Source organism: Streptomyces sp. 71268, assembly GCF_029392895.1.
Lineage (GTDB): Bacteria > Actinomycetota > Actinomycetes > Streptomycetales > Streptomycetaceae > Streptomyces.
Genome location: NZ_CP114200.1, coordinates 2,240,009 through 2,254,434, shown reverse-complemented (window position 1 = coordinate 2,254,434; position 14,426 = coordinate 2,240,009). Strand labels below are relative to the sequence as shown.

Genomic DNA, 14,426 nt, shown 5'->3' with positions numbered 1-14,426 from the left:
GGCATCCTGCCCCGTCGCCCCGTCGCCCCGTCGCCCCGTCGCCCCGTCGCGGGCGGTCGGGGGCTCGGCGGGCCGGGTTCGGGGGCGGGGCGGACGAGGCGGAGGAGTCAGGCGCCTTGGTCGCGCAGGAACCCGGTGAGCGCGGCGGTCAGCTCGGCGGGGGCGTCCTCCTGGACCAGATGGCCCGCGCCCTCGATGAGCCGTAGGCGCGCCCCGGGTACGAGCGCGGCCAACTCGTGCCCCTTCGCGACGGGAATCCACATGTCGTCGGCGCCCCAACACACCAGCACCGGCAACCGCAGTTCGCCGTACCGGCCCTGGATCTCGTCGGTGAACCGCTGGTCGTTCTGGGCGATCTGCCGGTAGAAGGCGGGCTGTCCCGCCGCGCCGCACCACGGGGCGACCAGGCGGTCGAGGACGTCCGGACGCAGCCCCGGCGCGCTGGCGGAGGCGACGTACTCGCGGACCATCGCCCGGTGCAGGGCGGGCGGCAACTGTTCGAAGACGGCGGCGTTTTCGCCCAGGAGCCGGTACGTGGGCGTGCCCCACGGGGCCAGCGCCACGGCGTCCACGAGCGCCAGCGCCCGGTAGGCGGCGCCGTGCAGCAGGTGGGCGCGGAGCGCGACGCAGCCGCCGAAGTCGTGCGCGACGACGTACGGGGCGGAGGAGGGGGCGGCGGCGTCGACCCCGTCACGCTCGCCGACGGACAGGCCCCAGTGCGCCAGCAACTCCGTGAACACGGTCGCCTGCGCCGCCAGGGACACGTCCTGCCCCGCACGCTGCTCGGACGCGCCGTACCCCGGCATGTCCCAGACCAGCACCCGGTACCGGTCGGCCAGGGCGCGGGCCACGCCGCGCCAGACGTACGAGGAGAACGGCGTGCCGTGCAGCAGTACGACCGGCGGCGCGCCGGGGTCGCCCAGCTCCGCCCACCGCACGGTGCCGGAGGAGGAGTGGAAGGTGCGGTCCAGGTCCCATGTCATGACCGTAATGCTAAACACTCATGACATGGGGCGTCGAGATCGACGCGGCGCCGGCGTGGCCGCCCGCCCCCGCGCCGCCGGCCGCTCGGGCGGCCACGTGCGCGCTCCGGGGCGCGGGCGGCGCATCCGATGACCTACGCCGTTGCCCGGCCTCACCTGGAGCGACTCCGCGTGCCGTCGGACGCGCCCGCGCGTGCCAATGCCGTGCGCCCCCACGCGCCTCTCGTGCGCGCCGCCCCGGCTCGTAGAATCGACGCATCATGGCCTACCTCGACCACGCCGCCACCACTCCGATGCTCCCGGAGGCGGTGCGGGCGATGACCGACCAGCTCGCCGTCACCGGCAACGCCTCCTCCCTCCACGCCGCGGGGCGGCGGGCGCGCCGCACCGTGGAGGAGTCCCGCGAGTCGCTCGCCGCCGCGCTGGGCGCCCGCCCCAGCGAGGTGGTGTTCACCGCGGGCGGCACCGAGGCCGACAACCTCGCCGTCAAGGGCCTCTACTGGGCCCGCCGCGCCGCCGACCCGGCCCGCACCCGGCTGCTCGCCAGCCCCGTGGAGCACCACGCCGTGCTCGACGCGGTGGACTGGCTCGCCACGCACGAGGGCGCGCGCGTGGAGTGGCTGCCGGTCGACGGGCACGGCAGGGTCAGCCCGGACGCGCTGCGCGAGGCCATCGCCCGCGACCCGTCGGACGTGGCGCTGGCCACCGTGATGTGGGCCAACAACGAGATCGGCACGATCATGCCGGTCGCCGAACTGGCCGAGGTGGCGCGAGAGTTCGACGTTCCGCTGCACGCCGACGCGGTGCAGGCGTTCGGCCAGGTCGAGGTGGACTTCGCGGCCTCAGGGCTGGCCGCGATGACGGTCACCGGCCACAAGATCGGCGGCCCGTACGGGATCGGGGCGCTGCTCCTCGGCCGCTCGTACGCGCCCGTGCCGCTGCTGCACGGCGGCGGTCAGGAGCGGCACGTGCGCTCCGGCACGCTGGACGTGCCCGCCATAGCTTCGTTCGCGGTGGCCGGCGAGCTGGCCGCCGCGCGTCGCGAGGAGTTCGCGCACGAGATCGGCGGACTGCGGGACGCGCTCGTCGCGGCGGTCACGGAGGCTGTCCCGGACGCGGTGCTGGGCGGCGACCCGGACCCGGCGGGCCGACTGCCCGCCAACGCGCACTTTTCCTTCCCCGGGTGCGAGGGCGACTCCCTGTTGCTGCTGCTCGACGCGCAGGGCATCGAGTGCTCCACGGGCTCCGCCTGCACCGCGGGCGTCGCGCAGCCCAGCCACGTGGTCCTCGCCACCGGCTCGCCCCCGGAACTGGCCCGCGGCACGCTGCGGTTCTCCCTCGGGCACACCTCCACGAAGGCGGACGTGGAAGCGGTGGCGGCGGCCATCGGCCCCGCGGTCGCCCGCGCCCGCACGGCGGGGCTCAGCTAGCGACGGCGCGTCCCGACCCGGCATCCTGCCCCGTCGCCCCGTCGCCCCGTCGCCCCGTCGCCCCGTCGCCCCGTCGCCCCGTCGCCCCGTCGCCCCGTCGCCCCGTCGCCCCGTCGCCCCGTTACGGGGCGGGGCGGGTGTGGGCACGGAGCGCGGTGGGGCCGAATCGCGGCGACGTACCGGCTGGCGCACCCGTACCCTGGAACGGCTATGACTGACTTCCCGGGCGCCCCCGATCCTTCCGCTCCGCGCGATGGCCGTCGCCTCCGTGTGCTCGCCGCGATGTCCGGCGGCGTCGACTCCGCCGTCGCCGCCGCGCGGGCCGCCGAGGCCGGGCACGAGGTGACCGGCGTGCACCTCGCGCTCTCCGCCAACCCGCAGTCGTTCCGCACCGGCGCGCGCGGCTGTTGCACCATCGAGGACTCACGCGACGCGCGCCGTGCCGCCGACGTCATCGGCATCCCCTTCTACGTCTGGGACCTGGCCGAGCGGTTCCGGGAGGACGTGGTCGAGGACTTCGTCGCCGAGTACGCGGCCGGCCGCACGCCCAACCCCTGCCTGCGCTGCAACGAGAAGATCAAGTTCGCGGCGCTGCTCGACAAGGCGCTCGCGCTCGGCTTCGACGCCGTGTGCACGGGCCACTACGCCACCGTCGTCACCCGCGACGACGGCACCCGCGAGCTGCACCGCGCCTCCGACCTCGCCAAGGACCAGAGCTACGTGCTCGGCGTCCTCGACGACCGGCAGCTCGCGCACGCGATGTTCCCCCTCGGCGACACCCTCACCACCAAGGACGAGATCCGCGCGGAGGCCGAGCGGCGCGGCCTCGCGGTCGCGAAGAAGCCCGACAGCCACGACATCTGCTTCATCGCCGACGGCGACACGCAGGGCTTCCTGGCCAAGCGGCTCGGCACGGCCGAGGGCGACATCGTCGACGAGGACGGCACGAAGCTGGGCACCCACGAGGGCGCGTACGGCTTCACCATCGGCCAGCGCAAGGGCCTGCGCCTCGGCGTCCCGGCCGCCGACGGCAAGCCGCGCTACGTGCTCGACATCTCCCCGGTGAACAACACCGTCACGGTGGGCCCGGCCGGCGCGCTCGACATCGCCTCGCTCAGCGCGATCAAGCCCCGCTGGTGCGGCACCCCGCCGACCGGCCCCGGCACGTACACCGCCCAGCTCCGCGCGCACGGCAGCGAGACGCCGGTCGCGGCGGAGCTGGTGGGCGACGTGCTGGAGGTGCGCTTCGACGCGCCGGTACGGGGCGTGGCGCCGGGCCAGGCGATCGTGCTCTACGACGGCACGCGGGTGGTGGGCTCGGCGACGATCGCCAGCACGGAGCGCGCGGCGCCGGCGGCCACGGCGTCCGCCGACCCGGCGGCCTGAGCGTGTGGCGGCCCGGCGGCCCGAGCGGCCGCCGGCCCGCCCGCCGCCCACAGAGCCCCGTCGCCCAGCTCCTCGGCGCCCCGTCCTCCCGCCCCGTACCGGCCGCACGGCGCGCCGTACGGGGCGGATGCCGGACCCGACCGACCCCGCCCGGCCCGCCGGCCGGGCGGGGTGAACGGTCGGCCGGGCTTCGAACGCCGGCTCGGACGGGCTCTCGTACAGTGGCGGGCATGAACATCTGCGTCTTCTGCTCCGCCGCCGACCTCGACGAGCGCTACGTCACACCGGCCCGCGAGTTCGCCGAGCTGCTCGGCAAGGGCGGCCACACGCTGGTCTGGGGCGGTTCGGAGGCCGGCCTGATGAAGGTCATGGCCGACGGGGTGCAGGAGCACGGCGGGCGACTGGTCGGCGTCTCGGTGGAGTTCCTCCGCGACAAGGCGCGGCAGAACGCCGACGAGATGCTGATCACCAGGGACCTGGCCGAGCGCAAGGCACAGCTCCTCGCACGCGCCGACGCGATCGTGATCATGGTGGGCGGCACCGGCACGCTGGACGAGGCGACCGAGATCCTGGAGCTGAAGAAGCACGGCCTGCACACCAAGCCGGTGGTACTGCTCAACGCGGCCGGTTTCTACGACGGCCTCAAGCGGCAGCTCCAGCGGATGGAGCAGGAGGGCTTCCTGCCGATTCCGCTCACCGACCTCGTCTTCTTCGCCGAGGACGGGGTGGGCGCGCTGGCCTACCTGGAGGAGCAGGCGGGCGTCCAGCCGTAGCACACCCGGGCCGCCCGCGCCCCGCCCCGTCCCCCGGGGTGCCCCGCCCCCCCCCAGGCGCCCCGGTCACCCGGCAACCGTCGTTAGGATCGCCGCATGGGTACGCATCTGATCACCGGAGCAGGCTCGGGCATCGGCACCGTCGTCGCGGAGCGACTGTGCGCACGCGGCGACGAGCTGTGGTTGCTGGCGCGCGACGCCGGGCGGGCGAAGCAGTTGGCGGAGCGCTACCCCGGGGCCAGGACGCTCGTCGGCGACCTGGCGGAGCCGGAGCGACTGTCCTGGGCCCTCAGCCACCAGCAGGTGCCCGAACGCCTCGACTCGCTGCTGCACATCGCCGGCGTCGTGGAACTCGGCGACGTCGGTGACCTCACCCCCAAGGCGTGGAACCAGCAACTGGCCGCCAACCTCGTCTCGCCGGCCGAACTCACCCGCCTGCTGCTGCCCCAGCTCCGGCTGGCCAAGGGGCACGTGGTGTTCGTGAACTCGGGCGCGGGGCTGCGCGCCAACGCCCAGTGGAGCGCGTACGCGGCCAGCAAGCACGGCCTCAAGGCGCTGGCCGACGCGCTGCGCTGGGAGGAGAGCGGCAACGGCATCCGGGTCACCACCGTCTACCCGGGCCGCACCGCGACGCCCATGCAGGTCAAGGTGCACCAGCAGGAGGGCAAGGAGTACGACCCGGAGCGCTGGATGACCCCCGAGTCGGTGGCCACCACCCTGCTCACCGCCCTGGACCTGCCGCGCGACGCGGAGATCACCGACCTGTCGGTCCGCCCCAGCGCCTGACCCCACCCGGGCCCGGGCGGGCGCGCCGAGCCGGCCGGTGGCCACGGCGCGCACCGTACCGGTACGGGGCGACGGCGCCGCGCCCCGCGCCTCGTACGCTTCCTGCGTGAGTGTGAGCGAGAACGACGAGATGAGCTGGGGCGCGGGCGCCGCGACCGGCATCGGCTCCATGCCGGGCGAGGACGTCCGGGAGGCCGCCAGGACCGTGACCGGGTCGCTGGAGCGGCTGCCGTACCTGCCGGAGCTGCCGGCACGGGGCCCCGGCGCGGACATGATCGGGCGCACCGCCGGAATGCTCGTGGAGCTGTACGCGCGCGTGGAGCCCAGCGGCTGGCGGATCGGCGACCACCCCGGCCGTGACACCCGGCGCGCGCGGTCCTGGCTCGGCGAGGACCTGGACGCGCTGGAGGAGTACACCCAGGGCTACACCGGGACGCTCAAGGTGTCCGCCGTCGGGCCCTGGACGCTGGCCGCCGCGCTGGAGCTGCGCGGCGGCGAGGTCATGCTCAGCGATCCCGGGGCCTGCCGGGACCTGGTCGGGTCGCTGGCCGAGGGGCTGCGCGCGCACCTGGCCGACGTGCGACGCCGGGTGCCCGGCGCCCGCGTGGTGCTCCAGCTCGACGAGCCGTCGCTGCGCGCCGTCCTGGAGGGCCGGGTCCGCTCCGCCAGCGGCTACCGCACCCACCCCGCCGTCGACCGGGTGGTGGTCGAGGGCGCCCTGCGCGAGATGTGCGCGCTGCACGACGGGCCCGTGGTCGTGCACTGCTGCGCGCCCGGGGTCCCGTTCGGCCTGCTGCACCGCTCCGGGGCGGCGGGCGTCTCCTTCGACTTCTCGCTCGTCACGGAGCGTGAGGAGGAAGCGATCGGCGAGGCGGTCGAGGGTGGCCTCACGCTGTTCGCCGGTGTGCTGCCGGGCACGGACCCGCAATCGGGGCCATTGTCAGACCCTGCCGGTAGCGTCATGGGTGTCAGGACGCTGTGGCGCAGGTTGGGGCTGTCGCCGGGGACCCTCGCGGAGTCCGTGGTGGTCACCCCCTCCTGCGGGCTCGCGGGCGCCTCGCCGAGGTACGCGCGAACCGCGTTGGACCACTGCGTCCGGGCGGCGACATCGCTCGTGGACAACCCTGAGTGATGACGCCCGCCCCGCGGCGTGGTGTCCGCGAGGCGGTCGACGGATGAGGTTACGGGAGGTCGAGACGGTGGCTGGCGAAACGGTGTCCGGAGGCGAGAGCGCGCCCGGGGGCGCGGCGGACGGGGAGCGCGTGGCGGTGCCCGCCGAGGCGCGGTCCGAGGTGCCGTCCGAGGCCCGGGAGAAGCATCAGCGCCTGGCCGAGGAGGTCGAGGAGCACCGCTTCCGGTACTACGTGAAGGACGCGCCGGTCATCAGCGACGCGGAGTTCGACAAGCTGCTGCGCGCGCTGGAGGCGCTGGAGGCCGAGCACCCGCAGCTGCGGACGCCCGACTCGCCGACCCAGAAGGTGGCGGGGGCGTACGAGACGGAGTTCACCGAGGTCGAGCACCGCGAGCGGATGCTCAGCCTGGACAACGCCTTCGACGAGGAGGAGTTGGCCGCCTGGACCGACCGGATCGCCAAGGACGTCGGCGAGGACGCCTCGTACCACTTCCTGTGCGAGCTGAAGGTGGACGGCCTCGCGGTCAACCTCACCTACGAGCACGGGCGGCTGACCCGCGCCGCCACCCGGGGCGACGGCCGCACGGGTGAGGACATCACGCCCAACGTGCGCACCATCGCGGAGATCCCCGACCGGCTGGTCGGCGAGGGCGTGCCCGCCCTGGTCGAGGTGCGGGGCGAGGTCTTCATCCCGATGGAGCGGTTCGAGGAGCTCAACGCCGGCCTGGTGGAGGCCGGCAAGCCGCCGTTCGCCAACCCGCGGAACGCGGCGGCCGGCTCGCTGCGGCAGAAGGATCCCAAGGTCACCGCCAGCCGCCCGCTGCACATGGTGGTGCACGGCATCGGCGCCCGCGAGGGCTTCGACATCGACTGTCAGTCCCACGCGTACGCGCTGCTCCGCGAATGGGGTCTGCCCACCTCGCGCCACATCGAGGTGGTCGATACACCAGATGGCGTACGGGCCTTCATCGCCCGGTTCGGCGACCCCAGGCGGCGCCACTCGGTGGAGCACGAGATCGACGGCGTGGTCGTCAAGCTGGACGAGATCCCGCTCCAGGGGCGGCTGGGCTCCACCTCGCGGGCGCCGCGCTGGGCGATCGCCTGGAAGTACCCGCCGGAGGAGGTCAACACCAAGCTGGTGGACATCCGGGTCGGCGTCGGCCGCACCGGCCGGGTGACGCCCTACGCGGTGGTCGAGCCCGTGACGGTGGCCGGCTCCGAGGTGGAGTTCGCGACGCTGCACAACCAGGAGGTCGTCAAGGCCAAGGGCGTCCTCATCGGCGACACCGTGGTGCTCCGCAAGGCGGGCGACGTCATCCCGGAGATCCTCGGCCCGGTGGCCGACCTGCGGGACGGCAGCGAGCGGGAGTTCGTCATGCCCGCCGAGTGCCCGGACTGCGGCACCGCGCTCCAGCCGATGAAGGAGGGCGACATCGACCTGCGCTGCCCCAACGCCCGGTACTGCCCGGCGCAGATCCGCGAGCGCGTCTTCTACCTCGCCGGCCGCAAGAGCCTGGACATCGAACACCTGGGGTACGTGGCCGCCGCCGCGCTCACCCAGCCGCTCGAACCCGACGAGCCGCCGCTGCGCAACGAGGGCGACCTGTTCAACCTCGACATCGACGCCCTGCTCCCCATCCGTTCGCACGTCCTCGACCCGGACAGCGGCCTGCCCAAGCGCGACCCGGAGTCCGGCGAGGAGAAGGTCGTCACCTTCTTCGCCAACCAGAAGGGCGAACCGAAGAAGAACGCCCTGTCCATGCTGGAGAACATCCAGGCCGCCAAGGAACGGCCGCTGGCCCGCGTCATCACCGGCCTGTCGATCCGGCACGTCGGCCCGGTGGCCGCCGAGGCGTTGGCCCGCGAGTTCCGCTCGCTCGACCGCATCGCGGAGGCGAGCGAGGAGGAGCTGGCGGCGGTCGAGGGGGTGGGCGGCATCATCGCCGCCTCGGTGAAGCAGTGGTTCGCCGAGGAGTGGCACCGGGAGATCGTCGAGAAATGGCGGGCCGCGGGGGTGCGCCTCGAAGAGGAGGCCGGCGAGGATGAGGGCCCCAGACCACTCGCCGGGCTGACCGTCGTCGTCACCGGAACGCTCCAGTCGTACACGCGGGACGGCGCGAAGGAGGCTCTGCAGAACCAGGGAGCGAAGGTGACCGGGTCGGTTTCCAAGAAGACGCATTTCGTGGTCGTCGGTGACAACCCAGGCTCCAAGTACGACAAGGCCATGCAGGCGAAGGTGCCCGTACTGGACGATCAGGGTCTGGGCGTGCTGCTGGAACAGGGACCCGATGCCGCCCGGGAGGTTGCGCTCACGCCACCTGACGGGTCGGAATAGTTCACAGACGTTCTGGGGGTGGCCCTGCCGGGGTCGGCGGGCATCACTCCCATAGCGCATATCGGATGGTTACGGAGAGCGTGGGCGCATTCGGGCAACCGCTGTGGATCGCTGCTCCCCGTAGCCTAGTGCGGCCTACTGTTGAGATGTGCGCCTGCCGTGGCGCGGGCACCGCCGGCTGTGAGAGGGACGGGTATGAAACCGACCGACAGCGCCGCCCCAGTGTCGCGGTTGTGGCGGAACGCTCTCCCCGGTTTACCGGTCGTGGTCGTCGCGCTGGCCGCCGTCGCGCTGGGCGTGGGCGTCTTCCGCGTGCTGCGGACCGACACCGCGCTCTTCCCGAGCGGCACCGTCGGCTGGTCGCTGGCCGTGCTGACCGGGGCGATCGTCGGCCATCTGGTGGCCCTCGGCCGTGACCGCTGGTGGGGCGGCACCGGCTCCGGCGCCGCCCTCACCCTGGCCGCCCTGCTGCTGTACGGCTGGCTGCCCGCCGTCGTCATCAGCCTGGCCGTGGTCGTGCTGGTCGGCGCGGCCCGCCGACACCGCTGGCGCCAGGCCCTGTTGCACGGCGCCGTGGACATCCTCGGCATCGGCGCCGCGGGCCTGGCCCTCGCCGGACTCGGCACCATCCCCTCGGTGGAGCACCCCTGGCAGCCCGACGCGTGGAACCTGTACGTCATCCCGCCCATCGCCCTGGTCGCCTTCGCCTACCTGCTGGTGACCCGGGCCCTGCTCTGGTACACGATGGCGCCGCGCGGCGGCGGCCTGCGCACCGTCGTGCGCACCGCCATCGTCCGCCAGGCGCTGGTCGGCATCGCCCTCCTGGGCATCGCCCCGCTCATCGTCGTCGTCGGCGTGCACACCCCGATGCTGCTCCCGCTGTTCGCGGTGCCGCTGATAGCCCTCGACTCCACGCTGTGGATCGCCCGGGTCCGCGCCGAGGAACAACTCCGCGACCCGCTGACCGGGCTGCCCAACCGTCAGTGGCTGCTGGAGCGCACCTGGTCGGCGCTGGACGAGGCCGAGCGGGCCGGCACCCGCTCGGCCCTCGTCCTCATCGACCTGGACCGGTTCCGCTCCGTCAACGACACCCTCGGCCACCTCGCCGGCGACCGGCTGCTGTTGCAGATCGCCGAACGGCTGCGGCTGGCGCTGCCGCGTGGCGCCGAGGTGGCCCGGCTCGGCGGTGACGAGTTCGCCGTACTGCTGCCCACCGCCGACTCCCTGACCAGCGCTCAGCGCGCCGCCCGCTCGCTCATCGCCGCCCTCGGCTCGCCCCTCGACCTCGACGGGCTCACGCTGGTCCTGGAGGCCAGCGCCGGGGTCGCCGTCTTCCCCGACCACGCGATCGACGCGGAGGGCCTGCTGCGCCGCGCGGACGTCGCCATGTACCAGGCCAAGCGGGACCGCAGCGGCACCGAGGTCTACGAGGCGCGCCGGGACGGCAACACGCCCGACCGACTCGGCCTCCTCGGCGACCTGCGCCGCGCCCTGGACGCGGGCGACGTGGAACTGCACTACCAGCCCAAGGTCGGCTTCGACGGGCACGTCGCCGGCCTCGAGGCGCTGGTGCGCTGGGTGCACCCGGACCGGGGCAAGGTGCCGCCGGACGAGTTCATCGCCATGGCCGAGAGCTCGGGCCTGATGCCCAAGCTGACGGAGTACGTGTTGGAGACCGCGCTCGGCCAGGTCGCCCAGTGGCGTGCCGCCGGCCTCGACGTGCCGGTCGCCGTGAACGTCTCGCCGCGCGACGTGCACACCCCCGGCTTCGCGGGCGCGGTCGCCGCGCGCCTGGCGCGACACGGCGTACCGCCCGGCGCGCTGCAACTGGAGATAACCGAGCACGTCCTGCTGGAGGACCCGCAGCGGGCCGCCGACACGATGGCGGGCCTGACCGGGCACGGCGTCAAGATGTCGCTGGACGACTTCGGCACCGGCTACTCCTCGCTGGTGCACCTGCGCCGCCTGCCGGTGAGCGAGCTGAAGATCGACCGGTCGTTCGTGGCCCGCCTGGTAGTGGACAACGAGGACGCGGAGATCGTCCGCTGCACCCTCGACCTGGCGCACTCGCTGGGGCTGCTGGTCGTCGCGGAGGGCGTGGAGGACGACGAGACCTGGGAGCGGCTGCGCGACCTGGGCTGCGACGCGGTGCAGGGCTGGCTCGTGGCCGCGGCGATGCCGCCGGAGGAGACGACGGCCTGGCTCAAGCTCCGTGGCAAGAGCGGTTGGCACCGGGAGGTCGAACGCGGCCAGGCCCTCCAGGCGTCGGCCGAGCCCTCGGTGCCGGCGGCGTCGACCGAACAGAAGACCCCGGCCGCGTCGGTGGGCAAGGAGGCGGACCAGCCGGTGACCTAGTCCCCGCCCGCGCCAGCCGGCTGCCGCAACGTTTTGCCTGAGGTAGCGGGCCTGCCGCACGCCGCCCCTCACCCCCCCCGGACCGGGCTGAGCCAAGCCGGGCGGCAGGCTCAGCCGAGCCGAGCCGGTCCGGGGCGGGGGAGCGGAGGAAGGCGGGTGGAGGGGGTTACGGGCGGATGATCCGCTGGACCAGCTCCGGGACCCACTCGACGTACTCGACCTCGGCCCCGTCGGCGTGGCGTGCGTAGAGGAAGCGGCCGGTCGGCCCCGAGGCCAGGGGCGTGGTGAGGGTGGCGCCCGCGGCCGTGAGCGTGGCCTGGCACGCGTCGAGGTCGGCGACGACGACGGTGGCGGAGGCGTGCGCGTACTTGGCCCGTTCGTCGGCCGGTCCGGCGATGACGAGGAAGTCGCCGACGGCCGCCAGCTCGACGGCCTCGAACCCCAACCGCAGGTCGGGCTCGGCCCCCGTCAACTCGCGCAGCAGCGGCAGCGCGTCGTCCAGGCTGTCGGTCCACAGGCGGGCGTACGTCTTGAGGATGGTCATGGGACTCCCAGCGGTTCAGTCGCGGTGGCGCGTGCGGGGGCAGGGACAAGGGGGCAAGGGGGCAAGGGGGAGGGGCGGTGGTCGTCGGCGGTGGCCGACGCCTCGCACACCGTAGGGACGGACGGTCCTGACGTGGAAGAACGCACTTTTTGGTGCCCAGGGCACCAGGAGGAAACCGCGCACGGGCGGCGCGGCGGCGTAATCCCGCCACCGGGACGCCCTGTACCCGCGCCCCCGTACCCACGGCCCCGCGACCTGCCCCGCGCCCCCCGACGCCCCGAGCGATCGCTCCACCGCGCCGCCCCCGGTCCCGCTCGTGGTTGCGAGCGCGGTGGCCTGAGGCGGGCCGGTTGGCGTCCGTGCGGGGGGTCGTCGGATAAGCCCTTCGTCGGGTGCTGTCCGTGGCGCATAGGATTGGGCGCGCGTCACGACCCGGCGCACGGGCCGGTTCCGGTCACGCGGCGCCCGGGTCCACGCTCAGGAACCCAGCCCGTTCACCCACAGTCCAGCCCGAACCCAAGCCAAGAACCCAGAGGATCGCTGCATGCCTGGCATCACGCGCGAGGAGGTCGCCCACCTCGCTCGGCTGTCGCGTCTGGAGCTGAAGGACGAAGAGCTCGACCACTTCGCCGAACAGCTCGACGTGATCATCGGCGCGGTCGCCCGCGTTTCCGATGTCGCCACCGAGGACGTCCCCCCGACCTCCCACCCGCTGCCGCTGACCAACGTCATGCGGCCGGACGAGGTCCGCCCGTCGCTGACCCCGCAGGAGGCGCTGTCCGGCGCCCCGGCCCAGGAGCAGCAGCGTTTCAAGGTTCCGCAGATTCTGGGGGAGGAGTGACCACCGTGTCGGGTACCACCGATCTGACCAGGCTCACGGCGGCCGAGACCGCCGCCAGGATCGCCGCCGGCGAGGTGACCGCGGTCCAGGTGACCGAGGCGCACCTCGACCGGATCGCCGCCGTCGACGAGAAGGTGCACGCCTTCCTGCACGTCGACCGCGAGGGCGCGCTCGCGCAGGCCCGCGCCGTGGACGACAAGCGCGCCCGCGGCGAGGAGCTGGGCCCCCTCGCGGGCGTCCCGCTGGCGCTGAAGGACATCTTCACCACCAAGGGCGTGCCGACCACCGTCGGTTCCAAGATCCTTGAGGGCTGGATCCCGCCGTACGACGCGACGCTGACCCAGCGACTGAAGGCCGCCGACGTGGTCATCCTCGGCAAGACCAACATGGACGAGTTCGCCATGGGCTCCTCCACCGAGAACAGCGCGTACGGGCCGACCGGCAACCCGTGGGACCTGACCCGCATTCCGGGTGGCTCCGGCGGCGGCTCGTCGGCCGCGCTCGCCTCGTACCAGGCCCCGCTGGCGATCGGCACGGACACCGGCGGCTCGATCCGCCAGCCCGCCGCCGTGACCGGCACGGTGGGCGTCAAGCCGACCTACGGCGCCGTCTCGCGGTACGGCATGGTCGCCTTCTCCTCCTCGCTCGACCAGGGCGGGCCCTGCGCGCGCACCGTCCTCGACGCGGCGCTGCTGCACGAGGCCATCGCCGGGCACGACCCGCTCGACTCCACCTCGATCGACGCGCCGGTGCCCTCGGTGGTGGCGGCGGCGCGCGAGGGCAACGTGGCGGGCCTGCGCGTCGGCGTCGTGAAGGAGTTCAGCGGCGAGGGCTACCAGGCCGGGGTGATGCAGCGGTTCAACGAGTCCGTCGAGCTGCTGCGCGAACTCGGGGCCGAGGTCGTCGAGGTCTCCTGCCCGTCCTTCGACCGGGCGCTGGCCGCGTACTACCTGATCGCGCCGTCCGAGTGCTCCTCCAACCTGGCCCGCTTCGACGCCATGCGCTACGGGCTGCGCGTCGGCGACGACGGCACCCGTTCGGCCGAGGACGTCACCGCGCTGACCCGCGAGGCGGGCTTCGGCGACGAGGTCAAGCGGCGGATCATGCTTGGCACGTACGCCCTGTCCTCCGGCTACTACGACGCGTACTACGGCTCCGCGCAGAAGGTCCGCACGCTCATCACGCGCGACTTCGAGCGGGCCTTCGCGTCGGTGGACGTGCTGGTCTCGCCGACCACGCCGACCACGGCCTTCCCGATCGGTGAGCGCGCGGACGACCCGCTGGCGATGTACCTTGCCGACCTGTGCACCATCCCCTCCAACCTGGCGGGGAACGCGGCGATGTCGCTGCCGTGCGGCCTGGCCCCCGAGGACGGGCTGCCGGTGGGTCTGCAGATCACCGCCCCCGCGATGGCTGACGACCGGCTGTACCGGGTAGGCGCGGCGGTCGAGGCGGCGTTCGTCGACCGCTGGGGCCACCACTTGCTGGAGGAGGCACCGGCCCTGTGAACGCCGTCTGTACGAGCGTCACGCGTACGGCCGCCGGAGCGCACCCGACGACGACATCCGCCCCGCTGCACCGTGCGGGTAAGGAAGCGAAGAGGAGCAGCCTGTGAGTGGCAAGCTTGAGAAGGCCAAGGGGTTCAAGAAGTCGAAGCCCGGCCTCTACCTTTCCATCGGCACCTCCCTGTTTGGCGTAGTGAGCGTCATCAAGCAGGGCAAGAAGGCCCGGCACGAGAACGACACGTTGCAACTCCTGGACGCCGCGGTGTCCGCCGCGGCCATCGCCACGGGTGTCGCGCTGCTCCTCCGTGAGCTCAAGCGGCTCGGCGACGACGACGTTCTGCTGGGCTGAGAGGGTT

12 protein-coding genes are annotated in these 14,426 nt (G+C 73.6%); 10 read left to right on the top strand and 2 right to left on the bottom strand.

Going from position 1 to position 14,426, the window contains the following annotated elements:
- Positions 1 to 107: 107 nt before the first annotated feature.
- Positions 108 to 983: an alpha/beta fold hydrolase gene (locus OYE22_RS08230; RefSeq protein ID WP_277319787.1), complete on the bottom strand. Its 876-nt coding sequence runs from the start codon at positions 981 to 983 to the stop codon at positions 108 to 110.
- 260 nt (positions 984 to 1,243) lie between these two features.
- Between OYE22_RS08230 and OYE22_RS08225 the strand changes: the two genes are divergently transcribed.
- The 7 genes from OYE22_RS08225 to OYE22_RS08195 all read left to right on the top strand — a co-directional run bounded on the left by OYE22_RS08225 (position 1,244) and on the right by OYE22_RS08195 (position 11,180).
- Complete coding sequence (locus tag OYE22_RS08225; RefSeq protein ID WP_277319786.1) at positions 1,244 to 2,413, top strand: cysteine desulfurase family protein; 1,170 nt, start codon at positions 1,244 to 1,246, stop codon at positions 2,411 to 2,413.
- A gap of 210 nt (positions 2,414 to 2,623) precedes the next feature.
- On the top strand, positions 2,624 to 3,799 hold the full coding sequence (mnmA, locus tag OYE22_RS08220; protein ID WP_277319785.1) for a tRNA 2-thiouridine(34) synthase MnmA: 1,176 nt from the start codon (positions 2,624 to 2,626) through the stop codon (positions 3,797 to 3,799).
- Positions 3,800 to 4,029: 230 nt separating this feature from the next.
- The gene (locus OYE22_RS08215; protein ID WP_277319783.1) at positions 4,030 to 4,572 is read left to right on the top strand and encodes a TIGR00730 family Rossman fold protein; all 543 of its coding nucleotides are present in this window, start codon (positions 4,030 to 4,032) and stop codon (positions 4,570 to 4,572) included.
- Between the two features lie 96 nt (positions 4,573 to 4,668).
- The gene (locus OYE22_RS08210; protein ID WP_277319782.1) at positions 4,669 to 5,358 is read left to right on the top strand and encodes an SDR family oxidoreductase; all 690 of its coding nucleotides are present in this window, start codon (positions 4,669 to 4,671) and stop codon (positions 5,356 to 5,358) included.
- A 130-nt stretch (positions 5,359 to 5,488) separates the two neighbouring features.
- Positions 5,489 to 6,490 (top strand): methionine synthase, encoded by a 1,002-nt coding sequence (locus tag OYE22_RS08205; protein WP_277324045.1) that lies wholly within the window; start codon positions 5,489 to 5,491, stop codon positions 6,488 to 6,490.
- 136 nt (positions 6,491 to 6,626) lie between these two features.
- Positions 6,627 to 8,825 carry an NAD-dependent DNA ligase LigA gene (gene ligA, locus OYE22_RS08200; protein ID WP_277324044.1) on the top strand — a complete coding sequence of 733 codons (2,199 nt, stop codon included), beginning with the start codon at positions 6,627 to 6,629 and terminating at the stop codon, positions 8,823 to 8,825.
- 195 nt (positions 8,826 to 9,020) lie between these two features.
- Positions 9,021 to 11,180: a bifunctional diguanylate cyclase/phosphodiesterase gene (locus OYE22_RS08195; RefSeq protein WP_277319781.1), complete on the top strand. Its 2,160-nt coding sequence runs from the start codon at positions 9,021 to 9,023 to the stop codon at positions 11,178 to 11,180.
- A gap of 166 nt (positions 11,181 to 11,346) precedes the next feature.
- Here the strand turns inward: OYE22_RS08195 and OYE22_RS08190 are convergent, their stop codons facing one another.
- The gene (locus OYE22_RS08190) at positions 11,347 to 11,724 is read right to left on the bottom strand and encodes a VOC family protein (protein WP_277319780.1); all 378 of its coding nucleotides are present in this window, start codon (positions 11,722 to 11,724) and stop codon (positions 11,347 to 11,349) included.
- Positions 11,725 to 12,268: 544 nt separating this feature from the next.
- Here OYE22_RS08190 and gatC point away from each other — a divergent pair.
- The 3 genes from gatC (at position 12,269) to OYE22_RS08175 (ending at position 14,419) form a co-directional block, all read left to right on the top strand.
- Entirely contained in the window at positions 12,269 to 12,565 is a 297-nt protein-coding gene (gene gatC, locus OYE22_RS08185; protein WP_176164282.1) for an Asp-tRNA(Asn)/Glu-tRNA(Gln) amidotransferase subunit GatC, read from the top strand.
- 5 nt (positions 12,566 to 12,570) lie between these two features.
- The gene (gene gatA, locus OYE22_RS08180) at positions 12,571 to 14,073 is read left to right on the top strand and encodes an Asp-tRNA(Asn)/Glu-tRNA(Gln) amidotransferase subunit GatA (protein ID WP_277319779.1); all 1,503 of its coding nucleotides are present in this window, start codon (positions 12,571 to 12,573) and stop codon (positions 14,071 to 14,073) included.
- A 103-nt stretch (positions 14,074 to 14,176) separates the two neighbouring features.
- Complete coding sequence (locus OYE22_RS08175; RefSeq protein WP_277319778.1) at positions 14,177 to 14,419, top strand: hypothetical protein; 243 nt, start codon at positions 14,177 to 14,179, stop codon at positions 14,417 to 14,419.
- Positions 14,420 to 14,426 lie beyond the last annotated feature (7 nt).

What these genes read in the sequence shown, in the direction of transcription:
- OYE22_RS08230 (WP_277319787.1), bottom strand. Translation starts at nt 983, where the DNA reads ATGACATGGGACCTGGACCGCACCTTCCACTCCTCCTCCGGCACCGTG.
- OYE22_RS08225 (WP_277319786.1), top strand. Translation starts at nt 1,244, where the DNA reads ATGGCCTACCTCGACCACGCCGCCACCACTCCGATGCTCCCGGAGGCG.
- mnmA (WP_277319785.1), top strand. Translation starts at nt 2,624, where the DNA reads ATGACTGACTTCCCGGGCGCCCCCGATCCTTCCGCTCCGCGCGATGGC.
- OYE22_RS08215 (WP_277319783.1), top strand. Translation starts at nt 4,030, where the DNA reads ATGAACATCTGCGTCTTCTGCTCCGCCGCCGACCTCGACGAGCGCTAC.
- OYE22_RS08210 (WP_277319782.1), top strand. Translation starts at nt 4,669, where the DNA reads ATGGGTACGCATCTGATCACCGGAGCAGGCTCGGGCATCGGCACCGTC.
- OYE22_RS08205 (WP_277324045.1), top strand. Translation starts at nt 5,489, where the DNA reads ATGAGCTGGGGCGCGGGCGCCGCGACCGGCATCGGCTCCATGCCGGGC.
- OYE22_RS08195 (WP_277319781.1), top strand. Translation starts at nt 9,021, where the DNA reads ATGAAACCGACCGACAGCGCCGCCCCAGTGTCGCGGTTGTGGCGGAAC.
- OYE22_RS08190 (WP_277319780.1), bottom strand. Translation starts at nt 11,724, where the DNA reads ATGACCATCCTCAAGACGTACGCCCGCCTGTGGACCGACAGCCTGGAC.
- gatC (WP_176164282.1), top strand. Translation starts at nt 12,269, where the DNA reads ATGCCTGGCATCACGCGCGAGGAGGTCGCCCACCTCGCTCGGCTGTCG.